At 66.8% G+C, this 17963-nt stretch carries 17 protein-coding genes; 11 read left to right on the top strand and 6 right to left on the bottom strand.

The features are described 5' to 3' along the window. Positions 1 to 159 precede the first annotated feature (159 nt). Positions 160 to 990 carry an oxidoreductase gene (locus ACWEN6_RS17925; protein WP_452571193.1) on the bottom strand — a complete coding sequence of 277 codons (831 nt, stop codon included), beginning with the start codon at positions 988 to 990 and terminating at the stop codon, positions 160 to 162. A 16-nt stretch (positions 991 to 1006) separates the two neighbouring features. Further along, complete coding sequence (locus ACWEN6_RS17920) at positions 1007 to 1882, bottom strand: NmrA family NAD(P)-binding protein (protein WP_452571192.1); 876 nt, start codon at positions 1880 to 1882, stop codon at positions 1007 to 1009. Between the two features lie 160 nt (positions 1883 to 2042). On the opposite strand from ACWEN6_RS17920, the gene ACWEN6_RS17915 reads away from it, so the two are divergent. The 3 genes from ACWEN6_RS17915 to ACWEN6_RS17905 all read left to right on the top strand — a co-directional run bounded on the left by ACWEN6_RS17915 (position 2043) and on the right by ACWEN6_RS17905 (position 4684). Beyond that, entirely contained in the window at positions 2043 to 2669 is a 627-nt protein-coding gene (locus tag ACWEN6_RS17915; protein WP_452571191.1) for a TetR/AcrR family transcriptional regulator, read from the top strand. A 600-nt stretch (positions 2670 to 3269) separates the two neighbouring features. Further along, positions 3270 to 3710, top strand: a complete 441-nt coding sequence (locus ACWEN6_RS17910) for a MarR family winged helix-turn-helix transcriptional regulator (protein ID WP_452571190.1) — start codon at positions 3270 to 3272, stop codon at positions 3708 to 3710. Between the two features lie 83 nt (positions 3711 to 3793). Further along, positions 3794 to 4684 carry an NmrA family NAD(P)-binding protein gene (locus ACWEN6_RS17905; protein WP_452571189.1) on the top strand — a complete coding sequence of 297 codons (891 nt, stop codon included), beginning with the start codon at positions 3794 to 3796 and terminating at the stop codon, positions 4682 to 4684. A 417-nt stretch (positions 4685 to 5101) separates the two neighbouring features. Here the strand turns inward: ACWEN6_RS17905 and ACWEN6_RS17900 are convergent, their stop codons facing one another. Next, the gene (locus tag ACWEN6_RS17900) at positions 5102 to 5317 is read right to left on the bottom strand and encodes a hypothetical protein (protein ID WP_452571188.1); all 216 of its coding nucleotides are present in this window, start codon (positions 5315 to 5317) and stop codon (positions 5102 to 5104) included. 554 nt (positions 5318 to 5871) lie between these two features. Between ACWEN6_RS17900 and ACWEN6_RS17895 the strand changes: the two genes are divergently transcribed. Beyond that, positions 5872 to 6450 carry a hypothetical protein gene (locus ACWEN6_RS17895; RefSeq protein ID WP_452571187.1) on the top strand — a complete coding sequence of 193 codons (579 nt, stop codon included), beginning with the start codon at positions 5872 to 5874 and terminating at the stop codon, positions 6448 to 6450. 177 nt (positions 6451 to 6627) lie between these two features. Continuing rightward, positions 6628 to 7614, top strand: coding sequence for a GlxA family transcriptional regulator (locus ACWEN6_RS17890; RefSeq protein ID WP_452571186.1), 987 nt, complete (start codon positions 6628 to 6630; stop codon positions 7612 to 7614). A gap of 261 nt (positions 7615 to 7875) precedes the next feature. Here ACWEN6_RS17890 and ACWEN6_RS17885 read toward each other — a convergent pair whose 3' ends face one another. Then, the gene (locus tag ACWEN6_RS17885; RefSeq protein ID WP_452571185.1) at positions 7876 to 8526 is read right to left on the bottom strand and encodes an NAD(P)-dependent oxidoreductase; all 651 of its coding nucleotides are present in this window, start codon (positions 8524 to 8526) and stop codon (positions 7876 to 7878) included. A 394-nt stretch (positions 8527 to 8920) separates the two neighbouring features. On the opposite strand from ACWEN6_RS17885, the gene ACWEN6_RS17880 reads away from it, so the two are divergent. Both ACWEN6_RS17880 and ACWEN6_RS17875 read left to right on the top strand, forming a co-directional pair. After that, positions 8921 to 9838 carry a helix-turn-helix domain-containing protein gene (locus ACWEN6_RS17880; RefSeq protein WP_452571184.1) on the top strand — a complete coding sequence of 306 codons (918 nt, stop codon included), beginning with the start codon at positions 8921 to 8923 and terminating at the stop codon, positions 9836 to 9838. A gap of 250 nt (positions 9839 to 10088) precedes the next feature. Beyond that, on the top strand, positions 10089 to 10676 hold the full coding sequence (locus ACWEN6_RS17875) for an HD domain-containing protein (RefSeq protein WP_452571183.1): 588 nt from the start codon (positions 10089 to 10091) through the stop codon (positions 10674 to 10676). Between the two features lie 85 nt (positions 10677 to 10761). On the opposite strand, the gene ACWEN6_RS17870 is transcribed toward ACWEN6_RS17875, so the two are convergent. Beyond that, a complete protein-coding gene (locus ACWEN6_RS17870; RefSeq protein WP_452571182.1) occupies positions 10762 to 11598 on the bottom strand; it encodes a permease-like cell division protein FtsX in 837 nt (278 codons plus the stop codon). A 267-nt stretch (positions 11599 to 11865) separates the two neighbouring features. Here ACWEN6_RS17870 and ACWEN6_RS17865 point away from each other — a divergent pair, with 267 nt between their 5' ends. The 4 genes from ACWEN6_RS17865 to ACWEN6_RS17850 all read left to right on the top strand — a co-directional run bounded on the left by ACWEN6_RS17865 (position 11866) and on the right by ACWEN6_RS17850 (position 16109). Further along, positions 11866 to 12903: a type I restriction-modification system subunit M gene (locus ACWEN6_RS17865; RefSeq protein WP_452571181.1), complete on the top strand. Its 1038-nt coding sequence runs from the start codon at positions 11866 to 11868 to the stop codon at positions 12901 to 12903. A gap of 108 nt (positions 12904 to 13011) precedes the next feature. Further along, a complete protein-coding gene (locus tag ACWEN6_RS17860) occupies positions 13012 to 13305 on the top strand; it encodes a hypothetical protein (protein ID WP_452571180.1) in 294 nt (97 codons plus the stop codon). Between the two features lie 159 nt (positions 13306 to 13464). Continuing rightward, on the top strand, positions 13465 to 14400 hold the full coding sequence (locus ACWEN6_RS17855; protein ID WP_452571179.1) for a GIY-YIG nuclease family protein: 936 nt from the start codon (positions 13465 to 13467) through the stop codon (positions 14398 to 14400). 260 nt (positions 14401 to 14660) lie between these two features. Then, positions 14661 to 16109: a pentapeptide repeat-containing protein gene (locus ACWEN6_RS17850; protein ID WP_452571178.1), complete on the top strand. Its 1449-nt coding sequence runs from the start codon at positions 14661 to 14663 to the stop codon at positions 16107 to 16109. A 228-nt stretch (positions 16110 to 16337) separates the two neighbouring features. On the opposite strand, the gene ACWEN6_RS17845 is transcribed toward ACWEN6_RS17850, so the two are convergent. After that, positions 16338 to 17924: a hypothetical protein gene (locus tag ACWEN6_RS17845; RefSeq protein ID WP_452571177.1), complete on the bottom strand. Its 1587-nt coding sequence runs from the start codon at positions 17922 to 17924 to the stop codon at positions 16338 to 16340. Positions 17925 to 17963 lie beyond the last annotated feature (39 nt).

The following is a 17963-nucleotide window of genomic DNA, read 5'->3' as shown; positions in this document are numbered from 1 at the left end:
GAGGCCGCGCCGCCCCATCCCGGTGAGCAGACCGTGCATCCGCGCCTCGACGGCGTCGAGGATTGGGCTCGGAGGCCCACGACAGGGTCCAGGCGCGACCGAAGCTTCCGCCGGGCTTCGGACCGTGGTGCCGGAGAAGGCGGATCCGGCGTTGTCGTCCTAGTCGTGATCGGTGGAGAGGGCGACATGCCGCCAGGCGTCCATCTCCTTGCGGAAGGTGTCCAGCTTGGTGCCGAAGGCGTCCAGGGTGTCTGCTCCGAGCGGGAGACGCAGGGGCGGCTCGGTGATGTCGGCCATCTCGACAATGGCGCGCGCGGCCTTGACCGGGTCGCCGGGTTGAGCGTGGTTCAGGCTCGCGGCGGCCGCACGCATCGCCCCGGCGGTGGCCGCGTAGTCGTCGATGGTGACGGGGCCGGTGTGCAGGCTGGCGGGGTCGAGGAAGTCGGTGCGGAAGAAACCCGGTTCGACGAGTGTCACGTGGATGCCGAGGGGGGCCAGTTCGGTGTGGAGGGTCTCGGTGAAGCCTTCGACGGCGAACTTCGTGGAGGCGTAGATGCCCCAGCCCGGCGCCGTGGCGAAGCCCACGATGGAGCTGATGTTGATCACGTGGCCGGAACGCTGATGTCGCAGTGCCGGCAACACGGCGCGTTGGACGGCGAGCGGGCCGAACACGTTGGTCTCGTACACCGCGCGGACCGCGGCGTCGTCAGACTCTTCGACGGCGGCGAGCAGTCCCGTGCCGGCGTTGTTGACCAGGACATCGATGCGCCCGAACCGCTCGATCGCCGCGTCGACGGCCGCCTGGATGCTCTGCGGGTCGGTCACGTCCAGCGCCACGGTGTGCAGCGCGTCCCCGGCGTCGGGGAGCTGCTCGCGGACGGTTTCGGTCTTCCGCGCGGTCGCGACCACCTGGTGCCCGGCGGCGAGGGCGGCACGGGCGATCTCCAGGCCGAAGCCCCGGGACGATCCGGTGATGAACCAAACGCTCATTGCTCTTCTCCCGTGTTCAGATGATGGGCGAGGCGAAGGCCGCCCGGTTCTGGGCGACGAAGGTCTCGACGTCGAGGGGGTCGCTGCCGCCGATCCTCTTGACCAGGTCGTTGGCGCCGGCGAAGACGCCGTTGCGGTAGTCGACGGCCACGGCGAGCAGGTGCTGGATCAGGTGATCCGGCGCGCCGCGCCCGTGCAGGATGGCGGCGAATTCGTCGAGTTCGATGGGCACGTAGGTGACCTCGCGGTCCAGCGCCCGCGACATCTTCTCGGCGATCTCGTAGTGGTTGAGCTCCTCGGCTCCGTACAGCGGGTAGATCTGGGCGGCGTGCGGGATGGGGTCTTCGAGGATGGCCGCGATCACCTTCGCCTGGTCGCTTTCCGCGATGGGGGCGTGGCGTCCGTCGGCGAAGGGCAGGCGCAGTTCGCCGGTTCCGTCGGCCCAGGTGTCGATCAGCCACTGGGCGAAGAAGGTCGGCCGGAGGTGGGTGACGGGGACCTGAGAGCGGTCCAAGAGACGTTCGGCGACCCAGTGCTGGCGTGCCGCGTTGCTGGCGGTGTGGCGGCGGGCGGAGACCTGTGACATGTTCACGATCGCCTGGACGCCGTTCTCTTCGGCGGCCTGGGCCACGTTCGCGGTGGCGTCAATGAGGCCGGGGCGGATCGGATAGGTGAAGTACAGGGCGTCAATCCCCTCGGCCGCCCGTGCCAGGGAGTCGAGGTCGAGGACGTCGCCTTCGACGATGTCGGCTCCGAGGGCGGCGAGCCGCTCGGCGCGTGCGTCGAGACCGCGGACGAGTGCGCGGACGCGGTGCCCGCGCTGGAGCAGCAGTTCGGTGGTGTGGCGGCCGGTTTTGCCGGTGGCTCCGATCACGAGGAGGTGGCGTTCCATGAGGTGTTCTCCGTTTCTCGGGAGGGGCTGGCGAGGGCTCCCGCCTGCGGACGGACGGCCGCCTCGCAGAAAAATGGGCTCACAAGCCCTTTTTGCCCCGCCCTCAGAGAGAACACCCTCAAGAAGGGGCTGTCAAGCCCTTTTCCGGTACCATGGTGACATGAGCACTGCCAGGGAAGCGCCGGCCCAGAAGCTGACCGCCAAGGGCCTGGCCACCCGCGAACGCATCGTGCAGGCGGCCGCCGGACTGTTCTACGAACAGGGTGCGCAGAACACCAACAACGAGCAGATCCGCGCGGCCGCCGGAGTCAGCGGCTCGCAGCTGACGCGCCATTTCCCCATCAAGGAGTCCCTCGTGCGCGCGGTGCTCGCCTGGCAGGCCGACACCATCGTCGCCCGCCACCAGGCGCCCGAACTGGGCGAGCTGGACAGCTTCGCCGCACTGCGCCGGTGGGCCGACTCCTACATCGCCTCGCAGGACATGGTGCGCGGCGGGTGCATATTCGGCTCCCTGGCCGCCGAGGTCGTCAAAACGGAGCCCGCCCACCGGGACGCGGTGGCGGACGGCTTCCAGCGGTGGCAGGAGCTGTTCAAGCGCGGCCTGAGCAAGATGCGCGAACGCGGCGAACTGCGGCCGGAGGCCGACCCGGCCGCACTCGCGCACCTGCTCACCGCCGCGTTCCAGGGCGGAGCACTGCTGGACCAGGCGGCCGGCGGGTCCGCACCCCTGCGTGACGCGCTGTACGGAGCCCTGGCCTACGTCGAGTCGTTCGCCGCGGAACGCTGATCGCGCCGCGGGGTGTCGTCCCCTTCTCTCCCCATGGTCCGTTGATCACGCCACGCTCCATGGATGTGACGCCGTCCGCAGCCCGTTCCTGCGCGAGTTGACAGGTGAGCGTGTAGGGCGGCGCGGTGTGGGTTCTCAGATCCACAACCTGAACCTGGCCACCCGCGGCGGCGCGGGAAAGCTCCGACCAGCTCAAATACCTGGCCGAGCGGATCCCGGCCACGTTCGTCTACGCCGGCATCGACGTCGAACACGCCGGGCTGTTCTCTGGCGTCCGCGGCCGGCAGATCGCCGGCCGGTTCGCCTCGATCGCGACTACGCCGTTCGCCTACGGAACCCGCACCCAGCGCGAGCAGTGGACCGTCTTGGTCGGTGCGCTGGAGGCCGCCCTGCGCCTGCACGGGCACCGGCCCGGCACCCTGACGCGGCTGGCCCCTTACCTGCACGAGCGCACCGGCGGCATGATCGGTAGCTTGTCGCACCCACAGGCCGGCGAATCGTTCACTGCTCCGAGAGCATTCCGGTATCAGTTGCTGCGGCGTGGTCTGCCGGCCCGCGATGAGTAGGCTGATTGTTCGTCATCGGACGGGGGAGGCCGGCGTGGACTATGGCGACAAGCTCTTCTGGCTCTCGGTTGTGATTCAACGCAAGTACGCGCAGATCTGCGCCGAGTTCGACCTGACCCCCTCGCAGGCCACGCTGCTCTGCGCGGTCAGGAACGAGCCGCGGCAGATGGCTGACCTCGCCGCGTCGTTGGGTATGACCAAGAACGCATTGAGCCAGCTGGTCGATCGCACCGCGCGGCGCGAGTTGGTCGGCCGGGCAGGCTCGGCGCAGGACCGACGGGTCGTCATGCTCAGTGCGACGCCCACGGGGAAGGTGCTCGCCGAGGCCGTTTACGCCGAGATCGCCAAGCGCCTGCCCGAGATCGCGAGCAACCTCGACGCCGAGGACCAGCGCGACTTCGAGCGCGTGGCCACCGCCATCGTGGACACCTCGGACCTCTCTTCGCCCACCTCGAACCAACCCATCACACCGTGAGGTCCCGCTACACCCGCAACTTGACGATGTTCACGCCATGAACTAGTTTCGTTCATGCCGTGAACTAGTGAAGGGTGGCAGCGATGAGCACACAGACGACCGGCACGATCGCAGTCTTCGGCGCGACGGGGCAACAGGGCGGGGCGGTGGTCGACGCGCTGCTGGACCACAAGGCGCGGGTGCGGGCTTTGGTCCGCAACCCGCAGTCCGACCGGGCTCAGGCGCTGGCCGCCCGCGGCGTCGAGCTGGCGGCCATCCGGGCCGACGACCCGGCGTCGCTGGCCGCCGCGCTGGCGACGGTCGAGGGGTTCTACTTCATGACCCCGGAGGCGAACAGCCTCGAAGAGGTCGAGGCGGAGATCCGCATCGGTACCGCGCTCGTCGACGCGGCGGTCGAGGCGGGCGTCCCGCACGTCGTGTTCAACTCGGTCTTCGGAGCGGACCGGGAGTCGGGTGTGCCGCACCACGACTCGAAGCACTGGATCGAGGAGCACCTGAGGAAGTCCGGCCTGAGGGCCGCGATGGTTCGCGCGACCGCCTTCATGGAGAACTTCGCGAGCGTGATGGCACCGAGCGTGGAGCATGGGGAGATCGTGCTGAGGCTGCCGCTGCCGGAGGACGTCGCCCTGAAGATGATCTCGGTCAGGGACATCGGCCGGGTCGTCGCCGCGCTCCTGCTCGACATCGCGGAGGCGCCCGGCGGAGCCGTCGAGCTCGTCGGCGACGAGCTGACGGGCCCGCAGATCGCCGCGGCGTTCGGCGCGCGCGCCGGACTCCCGGCACGGTACGAGGCCCTCCCGTTGAGCGTGCTTCCCAACGACCTCGACAAGGCGATGTTCCGCCAGTTCGCGGAGGCGGCGGAAGACCCTTCGGACCTCGCGGTGGTGCGCTCGATCGAGCCGGCCACCCTGGACCTGGTCGAGTGGATCCGAGCTACCGGCTGGACCGCGCCCACTGACGTGGCTGGTTCCTGAGCCTCCGGCCGCGATGAACGCCCCGCGATCGTGCCCACGGTCTCGGCGCTCTGGGCACGGCAACGCCCGCCAACGGGTGAAGTAGTCACGAAGCTCCCCGGGGCGTGCCCGAGGCCGACACCGGCACACTGGTCGTCGAGAGGCCGCCGGTCGACGGCGAGGTGAAGATCCACGTCCAGGAGGCCCCGGCCGCCAACCAGAAGACCTCACCGACTACGCTCGCGAGGCCGCCGCGCCGGCGTCTGGACCCATATAGCGGATGGCCGGAACAGGCTTGACCGTGCCGGCCATCCGCAACGGTGCTCGCCGCGTCTCTGACCGCCGCTGAGGCCTTGTTTCCGTCTGACCAGAGGCGGATCAACTTCATTGACATATGGTCGGCGACCTCATGTCTCACCGAATCTGATCCACCGCAGTTCAGCGCCGCTCAGCATGGATCAGATTCGGTGAGAGCTCACACGCGGCCGTCTCAGAGCGGGCACCGTGGGCGAGGACTTCGTCGGCCAGATGGCGAACCATCTGAAGCCGCGGATAAGCGGCATGGATCCGGCTCTGCTCCTCTGCCACGAGGTCGGCGATCTTTCCGAACTCGATCCAGATGCCTTCGTGGGTCAGGTGGGTCAGCAACCCCATTCGCTCGGGGATCTGGGGAGTGGTGTGCAGGGCGATGGCCTCCCATGAGAGCCGCCCGCAGGGCTAAAAGTGGCACGGATGCCAACTACCGCTATAGCCGTGCCACACGAAGAACGGGCATCGCGTCACGGTGCTCGTACTGACCGGTCCTTGCGCTTGGGTCCGGCACCGCGACGCGGATCTTCTCGACGGGCATCTGCCGCGAGCGGGCATCGATGATCAACGCGGAGCTGTGGCCTGGCGGCGCGAGCGGTCGACGCGGCTCAGGGGGCTCGGCCGCATCCAGCGGATGGCAGGATTCGAGGTATTGATGTCATTGCGGCCAACCGGCTGGCCACTTAACGTCGGAACCGAGCCGATGACAGCGCATTCGCGGTCTTCTGGCCGTCGCCGGACACCGCCGTGCGTCCGGACGACCGCCATATCCGGCACCAGGCGCTTCATTAGCCGATCCGCACAACGATCCCGGCCCTCACGTGCGGCGGCATCTTCAGGGATCCCCCTCCCTGAAGGGCCTGGCAGGTTCCCATCGAACAGTCATCAAGTGAGGAAAGATGGATCTCAGCGCGTACGAATTCCGCAGCCAGCCGTGGTTCGATCAGGAGCATTTCCAGGGATTCAACGAGGCGATCCCCATGAAGACCATGGTCGTTCACTGCTTCGACCCGCGAGCGGCGGACATCCCCGACGCGGTCGCCAAGCACTTCGGGGACGAGGTCTTCCCGGGCGAGAACGTCCTCGACGAGAACGGCAACCGGGTCGGCCATACACGCACGCTGTTCTCTCTGGCGAACGCCGGTGGGCGTGCGGTCGACGCGCTGCAGGCGGTCGCGACCATGGACTACCTGTTCCACTTCACGACCGTCGTCGTGGTGCACCACTCGTTCTGCGGTGCGACGGCGTTCCGGCCGGACCAGCTCATCAACCGGTACCGCGACGAGCACAACGTGGACATCTCTGACGCTTTCCGCCGGGATGCCCTGGCCATTCCGCACTTCGACGAGTCGATCAAGTACGACCTCGCCCTGCTCCGGAGCCACCCCGCTGTGCCGAAGTCCACCAAGCTCTTCGGGTTCTTCTACGAGATGAACACCGGCGAGCTCATCGAGATCGCGCGGGACGTGCCCGCGTAAGCTTCCCGTCCTGCCCTGCGGTGATCGCCACCTGGCCTCGGCCGGCGTACGCGGGGACCCTTCCGAGGCCGCGCGGTTCCGTCGTCCTGCCGGGCGGCGGCCTGGCGCGGCATGAGCGTGCTCATCGTGGACGGTGCGAAGCCATGGCATAAATGTAGTATGCCCTCAGAAACTGCCATGGCTGCGATCGGAGACATCCGGAAGATCGTCGTGGTCGCCTACGACGGCGCGAAGCTCATGGACATCGCCGGCCCGCTGCAAGCGTTCAGCGAGGCGAACTTCCTGGACGGCCCTCCCGCCTACGATGTCGTCCTCGCCTCTACGGACGGCAGAGCCGTCACCACCGACACGGGCGTGCGGCTGGAGACCACACGGCTGGACGATGCCCTCCTCCACGGAGTCGACACCCTGCTGGTGTCGGGCAGCGACTTGAGACTGCCGCCGGCCTCGACGGCCGCACTGCGTTCCTGCCTGGCCGAGCACCTCGGCCGGCCGCGCCGGCTCGGCTCCATCTGCACCGGAGCGTTCGTTCTCGCCGAACTCGGCGTGCTCGACGGTCGGGAAGCGACCACACACTGGGCGTTCTGCCGCCGACTTGAGCGCGAGCACCCCACCGTCAGCGTGGACCCCGACGCGCTCTTCGTCACTTCGGGCCGGATCTGGACGTCAGCCGGTGTGTCCGCGGGAATCGACATGGTGCTGGCGATGATCGAGAACGACCTCGGCCGCGAAACGGCCCTCAATATCGCGCGCTCGATGGTCCTCTTCCTCAAGAGGCCCGGCGGGCAGTCCCAGTTCAGCATCGAACTGCGACAGCAGATGCAGGACGTACGGGGCCGGTTCGACGACTTGCACGACTGGATCCGCGCGAACCTCGACACCGATCTGTCCGTTCAGTCACTCGCCGACGCCGCCCACATGAGCCCCCGGAACTTCGCTCGCGTCTATGTCCGCGAAACCGGGGAGAGCCCGGCACGGGCCGTCGAAAAACTCCGGCTCGAAGCGGCAAGGCGCCTTCTTGAGGCGACGCGTGATCCCGTGCGTCTCGTCGCAGGGCGAACAGGTTTCGGTGACGACGAGCGAATGCGACGCGCGTTCGTCAAAGCCCTGGGCGTGTCTCCTCAGGACTACCGCAGCCGGTTCGGGCAGGTCCGCCAGGACTGACTTCCCGACTCGGACCATCCGACAACTCCCTTGCGGGGATGGTCCTGTCCGAACGCCCAGGAATCCGCCCATCGCCCTGCCCATTCGCTCGGGGTCTGCGAGTGGCGTGCGGAGCGATGGCCTCCCGGCCCTTGTCGACGTCCCCGGGCCGCAGCGCCAAGACCGTTCAGTACGGCGGCGTCGAGATCGGCACCGCCCCTCTCGAACAGGCCCGCCACTCCCCATGGGGAGTGGCGGGCCGGACGCCTGTGCGCCTGTCGGTCAGTAGCCGACGGCGAAGCGCCGCCGGCGGTGGCCGGGCCGCTCGATCTCGTCGAGGAGGGCGACCGCGTAGTCCTCCACGGAGATGGCGCTGTTGCCGTCGCCGTCGGTGACGAGGTCGTCAAGGGCGGTGCGGTAGTCGCCGGTGCGGGTGCCGGGCTCGATCATGGCCGCGGGGCTGATGCTGGTCCAGTCGACGTCTGTGACGGTCCGGTAGTAGTCGAGGGCGTCGCCGTGGGCGTGCATGATCTGCAGCAGGAAGTCGGGCAGGCCCGGGGCGTCCCACACCTGCTTGCCGTCGGGGGTGCGCAGGGAGCCGGCGCCGCCGACGGTGATCAGGCGGGGTGCCTGCTCGCCGAGGATCCGCAGTCCTTCGGTGAGGGCGACGGCGGCAGGCTTGATGGTGGCGACGTGGCCGGGGCCGTCACCGCCGCCGACAGCGCTGACGACGACGTCCTGGCCCTTCGCGGCGGCGACGACCGAATGGGTGTCGAGGACGTCGCCGGTGGTGACGGTCAGGTTCGCGTGGCGTTCGGTGACCTTGGCGCGGTCGCGGACGACGGCGGTGACGGTGTGGCCGCGGCGGAGGGCCTCGCGGACGATGGCGGAGCCGATGGTGCCGTTGGCGCCGAAGACGGCGATGTTCGTCATGGCGGTGGTCTCCTTCGTGATCTGTTGTGGTGGTTCGGTGGGTGGTCAGGCGGAGGTGGGAGCCAGGTACCGGTCGAGGGCCTCGGTGAGCCGGTTCCAGGGCGCGTCCGGGAGCCTGGCGGCTCAGCGCGACCAGGCCCGTGGCGGCGCGGCGCCGGTGGAGTCCGGCACCACCCCCGCAGCGCAGGGCCCAGGCCGCGGCATCAGCCGCGGTAGGCGTCGAACCCGTACGTCGGACGGACACGGTCTGCCGTTCGGGCATCCCGACATTTGGTAGAAGTCGGTCATCGATATCGGCCGGGAGCCGCGCCATTCTTGCCATCACGTATGCTCTCGGCCGATTTCAAACGTAGGAGCCGCGAAAGGTTCCGCCCAGGTACGGTGAGGTCTCGTCGTGGTGAAAAACGGACACGAAGCGATCCCGGAGATCCAGTACGTCCCGTCGGAGGCCGGCGCGGTCGGTGTCGAGGTGATGACGATCGCCGAGCTGCGCCGTCGCATGCATCGCCACGGCGAGGCGGAAGGCGCGCGGGACGCCGAGGGAGCCGGCCGCGCACAACGCCCGGACTTCCACCTGCTCCTCACGGTGGAACAGGGGCTGCTGTGGCACATGGTCGACTTCACCGACCACGCCGTCACCGACGGCACCTGGCTGTGGGTCCGCTCCGCCCAGGTACAGTGTTTCGGCGACCTCAGCGCGTCGACCGGCACTCTGGTGCTGTTCCGGCCCGACTTTCTCGACCCCGCCACCGCTACCGACGTCCGCCTCGACGACCCCTTCGGACGCACCCTGTGGCAGATCACCCCAGAGGACGCCCCAGCCTTGCGCCGGGCCCTCGACCACCTCGCGCACGAATACGGCACCATGCGCGTGCCGGCGCCCACCCGCTCCGCCATCCTCCAGCGGCTGCTCGCCGTGCTTCTGCTGCGCCTGACCCACTCGGCCGCACCCGCGGGCACCCCGCCGTCCGAGCACACGGAAACCTTCCAGCGTTTCCGCGCCGCCGTCGAGACCAACTTCACCTGGGCCCGCGACGTCGGCCACTACGCGCGCGTCCTCGGGTACTCGCCGCGTACCTTGACCCGGGCCGCGCTCGCCGCGGCCGGCGTCGGCGCCAAGGAGTTCATCGACCGTCGGGTCGTGCTGGAGGCCAAACGCCTCCTCGCCCACGGCGACGAACCCGTAGCGAGCATCGGGGTGCGCCTCGGCTTCCTCGACACCAGCAACTTCGTCAAATACTTCGGCCAGCGCACCGGCACCACACCGGCCGCCTTCCGCAGCCGGTACCGCCCGGCCCGGGCCGGGCGCTGAAGCCGCCGGACGTACCTTCCTGCACGCCGGCGGACGCGGTGCCGTACCGCGGGGTGTCGTCCATCAAGGACGGGGCGTGGTGCGGCCCTGGACGCGATCACTCACATCTCACTGAGCATCGCCGGCGCACCGGGCAGGACGAGGACCACCACGTGGTGCTGATCGGTTCGTCGAAGCCGTGGCCCGATCCTGGCGATGGACGGCACTCAGGCCGCTTCTCGTTGTCGCGCCGCGCTCATACGGTCGGGGCATGAACGACATGCTCGCTCTTCCCACGGGGTCGCTGGCCGACGCGAGCCTCGCCCTTGTACAGAAGTCCGAGAGCGCACCGATCGCCGACCACAGCATCCGCAGCTTCCTTTTCGCCCGCTTGCTGGCCGAGCAGGAGGGCTGTCTGAACGACGCGGCCTACGACGAGAACCTGCTCTTCGCCGCCTGCGTGATGCACGATTTGGGGCTGGGCACCCTCGCCGCCGGCCAGGCCCGGTTCGAGGTGGAAGGCGCCGATCTGGCGGCATCCGTGCTGACCGAGCACGGCATCGCCGCGGCGGACGTCGACCGGGTGTGGGAAGCGATCGCCCTGCACTCCTCCCTGGGGATCGCCGACCGGCGCGGACTGCTGACCTACCTGACCCACAAAGGTGTCTTCACCGATGCCGGCCACTTCACCGACCTTGGCGTCCCGGTGCTCCAGCCGATTTACGCGGCATACCCCCGGCCCGCCGACCCGCGCTTCATACAGGACGCGATCGTCGAGCATGCCGCCCGCTCCCCGGCCGCGGCACCGCCGTACTCGATCGCGGCCTGGTACCTGCACCAGCGACAGACCGGAGAGTGACCTCTGTCCTGCCGCCCGTTCAACCGCTACCGCCGGTTCACCAGATGAGTCGTCATCTCGGCGCCGCCTGACGGGCGGCCTGCGGTCAGGAGAGCTCTTCCTCGACGCTGTTCACGCCGGGGAGCCTACCGACTGCACGCCTGACGCGGTCGACGGCGTGCGGACCGTCGAGGACCAGGTGGTAGGACTCGGGAATGCGCGGGGAGAGCTTTGTGCTGTCCGGCCGGGCGAACATAATCCAAAATGCGTCCTTCGTGGCATGCCTGTGGTCCTCCAGGTAGATCGTCCCGATACCGTCGAGGGTGCGAAGAGTCTGGTAGATGGCGTACTTCTCGGCCGCGCCGGCCTCGCCCCGCCCGATGCACGGCGAGTCCTTCTCCGGAGCAGTCTGCGGGCAGAGCCGGATCACCACATCGGCCTTACCGGCCCAGAAACTCGTCCCGCGCACATAGACGCCCGAGACTCCGGGCAGCGTCTCCACCTTCCGCCCGAAGTCTCCCGTCGCGGTGAGGTCCACCACGAATGATTCCGGCATATCGGATTCGCGGACTGCCGCGCGGAGCGTAGCGCTCAGGTCCCAGGCTTTCTTGAAGTCTTTGAGCGCCTCCGCGCGCGACTGGAACCGCACGGCGGACACCTCGGGTAGGCCCCGCAGGATGCGTTCGACCATCAGGCGCTGCGCGGCCGTGATCGCACGCCCGCCGCAGTTGTCCTGCACGCTGCCACTCCCGCACAGGAACACCGAGGCTTCCCCGGTCGTCGGCCACGGGACGTCGGGAGGCGGCAGAGGTCCGGCCTCCGCGTGGCGAAGGACCCAGACCCCCGCGCCGAGCCCGGCGAGCAGGACCACCACGATGGCCACCACGGCCCACCGCTTCCAGCTCACACCGGAAGCGTCTTCTGGGCCTTCTTCGGGGGACATGCGAACGACTTTGTCGGGCGAACGATCCAGGGTCAATTCATCTGACCTCAATCAGCCGGCGGGGTGATAAGCGATTGATCGCCGGCCGGTAGTCGGCCGGTCAGGAGAATGGGGCTCTCTCTGCTCCCGCGTACGCGAGGGGCCGAGGTGCGCGAAGATGGTCCGCATGGCGCCGCGTCGGGGGATGTGCGCTGCCTTGCGGGGGTGTCACCACCCCAGCGGGCCGGCGGTGGTCATGCACGTTGACGGAGTTGCGTGAGGAGTCTTGTGAGTACGCTCGGTAGTTTCATCTGGTCGATCGCCGACCGGCTCCGGGGGCCCTACCGCCCCAACCAGTACGGGAACGTGATCCTCCCGTTCACGATCCTCCGGCGCCTCGACTGCATCCTGGAGCCGAGCCGCGAGACCGTCCGAGCCCTGGCCGCCGCGTACGACAACCCGGCCCGGCTCCGCATGGAGGTCAACAGGGCCACCGGGCGGCCGTTCTACAACACCTCGAAGTACGACTTCACCAACCTGCTGCAGGACGCGGACGGGCTTGCGGACAACCTTGTCGACTACATCGACCGGTTCTCCGCCGACATTGACGTCTTCGAGTACTTCGACTTCAAGAAGGAGATCATCGCCCTGGAGAGGGCCGGTCTCCTGCGCGAGATCGTGAAGTCCTTCGGGGCCGTCGACCTGCACCCCGATGTCGTGTCGAACGCCGACATGGGGGACGCGTTCGAGTACATCATCCGCAAGTTCAACGAGGCCGCGAACGAGACCTCCGGCGACCACTACACCCCGCGCGACGCGATCCGGCTGCTGGTCGACCTGCTCTTCGCCGAGAAGGACGCGGAGCTGACCGGGAAGCGCATCGTCCGCACGCTCTACGACCCCACCGCCGGCACGGGCGGCATGCTCGCCCTGGCCGAGGAGCACCTGCTCGCACAGAACCCGAACGCCGGGCTGAGCCTGTACGGCCAGGAGTACAACCCACAGTCGTACGCGATCTGCAAGTCCGACCTGCTCGCCAGGGGCCACGACGCGTCCAACATCGCCTTCGGCAACACGCTCACCGACGATGCCTACAAGGGCACCAAGCTCGACTTCTGCATGTCCAACCCGCCGTACGGCGTCGACTGGAAGCAGTACGCCAAGGCCGTCACCAAGGAGAAAGCGGAGGCCGGCCCGTACGGCCGCTTCGCGCCGGGCCTGCCCGCCACCTCGGACGGTCAGATGCTGTTCCTGCTTCATCTGGCCCACAAGATGCGCGCCCCCGAGGACGGCGGTGGCCGGGCCGGGATCGTCATGAACGGCTAGCCGCTCTTCAACGGCGGCGCCGAGTCGGCACTAAAGGGAATCAGCGGAGCGGGCACCGGCGCCAGGAAGGAGCCGAAGTACGTCGCGCTCCAGGTCGTCATCGACAAGATGAACGACCTGTTCGGTGCCGAGTCGTTCGTCGAGTCCCAGATCCGGGAGTTCGTACAGGGGCTCGTGCAGCGACTGCTCACCGACGCTGACCTGGTCCAGCAGACCAAGGTGAACTCCAAGAAGCAGTTCATGGAGTCGAAGGACTTCCAGTCCGCTGTCACCGAGGCCGTCGCCGACAACCAGCAGGCGCACAACACCATGGCCGACTACTTCTTCACCGACGGGCCCGCGATCAAGGGGATCATCGTGGCCCTCGCCGACGCCTTCTACGAGGCCGCGATCGACAAGTAGACAGATCGGCTTGCTGCGGGCCTGAACTTTCAATCCCGTAGCCCCGGTTATTAGACCGTGACGCATTTGGAGATCGATCGTTGAAGCGTTCGTGGGAGGAATGTCGGTGGCGCATGGCAACATGAGTCTTCGCGCTACCTTTACCTCCGGGAGAACTTCGTGCCCAAACACTCGGTCGGCTTCGTCTATGTTCTCAGTAACAGAGCCATCCCTGGAATGGTGAAGATCGGTTTCACGACCAAGCTTGCCGAGGAGCGGGCGGAGCGGCTCTACTCCACCAGCGTCCCGTATCCCTTCGACGTCGTATTCCGTGCGGCTACCTCCCACTGGCGAGCAGTCGAGGAATGGACGCACGAGCTCTTGCGAGCTTACCGAGTGAATCCCCGTCGTGAGTTCTTCGCGGTCGACACCACGCACGCGATCGAGACTGTACGGGACACGCTCTTGACGGAGAGCAGTATCAACGCCTGGCAAGGTGATAATAGGTATCTTGTAGCACACGGGGATCGGATCGCTCTGACCCTGGCGAAAGACGATCTCCTGCTGGTCGTGACCAATCCAAGCATTATGGGGCGCGTCGAGATCACCGGAGTGTGGCAGGCCCACAGCGACGGAGACCTGCTCGAGCTCATGGGCACCAACGACCCCGACCGTGTCATCGGCATGAGCGATGACGAAGGCGGAGGCGAAGAGGACCCTGTTCCGTACCTTGATCGAGATGAGCGAGTTCCCAACGGGAACATCAACGGCCGGGAACGGCTTGTCCCGGGTGAACGACTGATCTGGTTGCGGCCTATCGCCCACGGCGCCGCGTGTCATGTGGTTATTTTCGAGATGATGGACCATTGCCGAGTCGTGAGCCGCACCTGGCAGCCGGAATTCAGCGCATGTGGGGTGCCATTGCTTCTTAATGTCGTGACGTATGACAAGCTGCCCGATGGAGTCGTCCGCTTCGCTCAAATCATCCCCCGCCTGCCTCAACCGAGATGTTGGGCGCCTAAAATGCCTAAAGCGGGCCAGGAGTGGTATCACAGCGTCGGCGGCCTTCCTCAGGATCCAGAATATTGGCTGAAGCAGCTCGCGCGCCCGCATTGACCTTCCGTGTGGGAGTCAACTGCGTGACGATCTCTCTTGGCGGCGGAGAGGTACCCAGGGGAGCGCTGTTCCCACTCACAGCCTATTTTTCCTCGACGTAGCCGCCACCTGTAGGCCGCGTTCAGCGTGTGGTGCTGAACGCTGGCGATACGGGCCGATCCACTGAAGTGGCTGTATTGGTACGGGACGTGTTGGCCGGCCGTACCGAACAGCAGGGCGATTAGGCTTATCGTTTCCGACGAAGGCTAGGTTGATTATTCATGGAAAACTTTTCGCTGAACAGTATGCGTCCGGTTGACTTCGAAGAGTTGTGCGTCGAGCTTCTCGTGTCGTTAGGGTTCTTCGATGTGGACTGGAGGAAGGGAAGTAACAGCGAATACAGCCCTGCAGATGGTGGTGTAGACATTATCGCCACTTATCGGCGAGAGGACCCAGACGGAACGGCCTACGATGAGCGCTGGTTCGTCGAGTGCAAGCACTCCAGTAGGCCGGCGATCGGAGAGGAAGAAGTCGACAAACTTGTGCGCGCCTCGAAAAAGCGCGCTGAGCGGGCTCACGTACTGCTATTCATGACGAGCGGTGCCCTGAAAAACGCGGCCAAGGATTACATTGTCACAGTACGCGAGCATGAATGGCCGCTTCGCGTTCTCTACTGGGAGCGGAAGCAGCTCGAGATGCTGATCGGGCGCTTGCGATCCGATACCTCCCGGTCGGCGCCCGCCTCAAACCAGACCTCTCTTTATCTCCAGGCCATACCCCTTCTCGCCAACGACGATGTGCAGGTCCGCGCGGGAGGCTTGGAGATGCTGGAACAAGTCGGAGAGAGCTCGATGGCTATGAGGCGCACCGTCTTCTCAACCGTGTGCCGCTACCTGAGGAACGACAGCCAGCGACGAGACGTGGATGACGCGCACCTCCTGGCACAGCGCATCATCTCCCGTCACATCACCTGGCCTGATCGAAAGCATGGTCATGAGTCGCCGCCCGCCTTCTGGGAAGGCATGGAGATCGACCTGCAGGGGGCGCTGCTACAAAATCTCGATCTGAGCCACGCACACGTCAGATCGGCGAGCTTCAAGAACGCCGTGTTCATCGGCGACACGTCGCTGCAAGGCAGTTTCATCGAAGGAGACCTGTCTTTCGATGGCGCACAGATGAACAGCGGCTTCTACTTCTCGGGAAGCGAGGTACACGGAGCTACCTCCTTTTCAGGAGCGTCATTTCGCGACGTATCATATTTTGGAAGGTCTGCTTTCGCGCATGACGCATATTTCATAGACTGCCGCTTCTCCGAGCATGCCAGCTTTGTGTCCTGCGACTTTCGTGGCGCACTATCGTTCCAGGGTTCGTCGTTTGTGATGTCCGCCGACTTCACCTCGCTGAGAGTGGCCTGGGATGCAACGTTCGCGCAGGCGAAGTTCAAGGACGCTACCTTCGAACTAGCGGAGTTCGGCGACGCCGTCAATTTCTCGGGCGTGCGAGCCCCCAAGAAGGATCTCAACCTCGGCGGAGTCAAGGTTACAGCAAAGCTGCTGACGAACATCTGGCCCAAGGGCTGGGGGGAGCTTCCAATAGGGGACGGGATGGTCTCTGTGGTGTGGATTCCTGAAGGACGAGAGCAGGAATTCATCACTCGCCAGACAAAGCTGCAGATGGAGCCTGTGTTCGGAGAGGACACTCAAGGCGGCGCGGCTATCGAACAGGATTGATGCCAGTACGCCCGTCACCTTTGTCGCTCTGCAGCCCTAAGGACGGCGACGCGAAGGATCAAGCCGTGCGCCGATCCAGCTCGGCTCGGATGACTTCCTCAGAGCGTGCGGCGAGGTCTGCTTCGGCTTTTATGAGTCCAGCGAAGGAGAATCGGCGGCGCCGACTCCCCTCAAGCGCGGAAGCGGGCGGTTCTTCGTCCTGAGATGCCATGACCGCCCGTTGTCCCGTCACTTGCCGATCAGGGGGATGCCCAGGGAGGCGAGTTCGTCGTCGAGGGTGCGGACGTGTTTGTTGGTGGCCCAGGGGTGGAGGCGGGCGCGGGTTTGGCGGATGGTGTCGGCGAGGCGTCCGGAGCTGTGGCTAACGGTGATCCGAGCCGCCTGGCTGATCTTTTCGGTCGCTGCCGGTATCTCTCGCTTGAGAACGAGTGCTCCGGCGTATTGCAGGAGGGTCACCCCGCGCGCGGGCTTGCGCATTGACTGTGCCAAGGCCCGTTCGGCCGAGTCGATCGCTTGATCGGGACGTCCGCAGGCGAGCATGCAGGATGCCGTATGCCTCTCGACACCCTGGGGCGTCCACCAGTAGAGGTAAGTGGGGTCGGCTTCGGTTCTTGGCTGCTCGGCCAGGTGACGTGACTGGGCAAGCGCGCGTTCGCTGTCGTCGGCACTGCCGTTCATTGCCACGATGCGGGCGAGGGCGAGGAAGTGTACGGATCTGAGGGAAACGCTCGGGCTCTTTCGTGCCCAGCCTTGGGCGGCGTAGACGTGGTCGAGAGCTTCGCCGGTGTGGCCTTGGAACCGGGAGACGTTGGCCAGGCAGGTGTGAAGGTAGGCGATGAGGGTCGCGTCGCGGATCTGGTGGGCGGCGGTGAGGCCCTCTTGGTAGCGGCGGCGGGCTCCGGGGTGGTCGAGGAGGTCGTGGTGGAGCCAGCCGGCGAGTTGGCTGAGTTCGGCGTAGGCGCGGATGAGGCGGTCGCGCAGGCCGGGGAGCAGTGATTCACGGTGGAGCAGGTCGGAGACGAGGGCGCGCTGGCCTTCGACCACGGGCAGGACCTTGGCGGGGCCGAATTCGTCGTCCAGGCGGCGGCAGCGGGCCGTGAGCTTCTCGATCAGTTCCACCGTCGCGGCATCGACTCGGGTGGAGGCGTGGATCGCGGTGGCGAGCCGGTCCTTCTCGGGTGGGGACAGGTGGCGGAGCAGGGCCAGGGCGGGGGCGCCGCCGAGTGCCAGGGCCAGTTCGAAGAGCAGATCGCGGCGCTTCACGTCGGCCTCCTCGGCTGTGAGGGCACGCAGCAGCGCGGCGCAATCCTTGAAGCCGGGAACGGGGACCGCCGGGCGTGCCGCTTCCACTTCCTGACCCATGGTGACATGCCCCGAGATGGCGACGGGGGCGGCAGAGGGCCGTTGGGCGGTATGGGACGAACGGTGGTCGGTGCGGTCGATGAGGTCGCGGTCGCGGACGCTGTAGGAGGCGTAGACCCGGTCGCTGACCAGGCGGCGGGCGGCGGTCCGGTAGACGTGCGCGAACAGGGCGATGGTGCGGGCCGTCGGGCGCATGCCGCGCTGCGGCCAGTGCTCGAACTCGTACAGCCGTGACTCGCGCAGCGCCGCCGTGCCCGCCGGGTCGAGGTCGTTGTACCGCGCGGCGGCCTCGACGGCGGTCAGCCCGTAGGCGTACCGGTACAGGCGCAACCGGCTGACGTCATAGCAGACCGAGAACAGGTCGGCGATCTGGTCGACGGTGTAGCCCATGGCGCGCAGAGCCTCGCCGCGACGCCGGCATTCCAGCAGGACGTGAACTCCCTCGCCCGACATGGCCGTCAGCCTTCCCGACTACGACTCGAACAGGTTCCC

The sequence above is a fragment of the Sphaerisporangium sp. NPDC004334 genome (assembly GCF_053602655.1).
This window is presented reverse-complemented; position numbering and strand designations above follow the sequence as displayed.

Bases quoted from the DNA above. Each gene is read 5' to 3' on its own strand.
- ACWEN6_RS17915 (WP_452571191.1), top strand. From the start codon at position 2,043: ATGAGCACTGCCAGGGAAGCGCCGGCCCAGAAGCTGACCGCCAAGGGC.
- ACWEN6_RS17885 (WP_452571185.1), bottom strand. From the start codon at position 8,526: ATGACGAACATCGCCGTCTTCGGCGCCAACGGCACCATCGGCTCCGCC.
- ACWEN6_RS17850 (WP_452571178.1), top strand. From the start codon at position 14,661: ATGGAAAACTTTTCGCTGAACAGTATGCGTCCGGTTGACTTCGAAGAG.
- ACWEN6_RS17900 (WP_452571188.1), bottom strand. From the start codon at position 5,317: ATGGGGTTGCTGACCCACCTGACCCACGAAGGCATCTGGATCGAGTTC.
- ACWEN6_RS17870 (WP_452571182.1), bottom strand. From the start codon at position 11,598: ATGTCCCCCGAAGAAGGCCCAGAAGACGCTTCCGGTGTGAGCTGGAAG.
- ACWEN6_RS17860 (WP_452571180.1), top strand. From the start codon at position 13,012: ATGAACGACCTGTTCGGTGCCGAGTCGTTCGTCGAGTCCCAGATCCGG.
- ACWEN6_RS17845 (WP_452571177.1), bottom strand. From the start codon at position 17,924: ATGTCGGGCGAGGGAGTTCACGTCCTGCTGGAATGCCGGCGTCGCGGC.
- ACWEN6_RS17895 (WP_452571187.1), top strand. From the start codon at position 5,872: ATGGATCTCAGCGCGTACGAATTCCGCAGCCAGCCGTGGTTCGATCAG.
- ACWEN6_RS17890 (WP_452571186.1), top strand. From the start codon at position 6,628: ATGGCTGCGATCGGAGACATCCGGAAGATCGTCGTGGTCGCCTACGAC.
- ACWEN6_RS17905 (WP_452571189.1), top strand. From the start codon at position 3,794: ATGAGCACACAGACGACCGGCACGATCGCAGTCTTCGGCGCGACGGGG.
- ACWEN6_RS17875 (WP_452571183.1), top strand. From the start codon at position 10,089: ATGAACGACATGCTCGCTCTTCCCACGGGGTCGCTGGCCGACGCGAGC.
- ACWEN6_RS17925 (WP_452571193.1), bottom strand. From the start codon at position 990: ATGAGCGTTTGGTTCATCACCGGATCGTCCCGGGGCTTCGGCCTGGAG.
- ACWEN6_RS17920 (WP_452571192.1), bottom strand. From the start codon at position 1,882: ATGGAACGCCACCTCCTCGTGATCGGAGCCACCGGCAAAACCGGCCGC.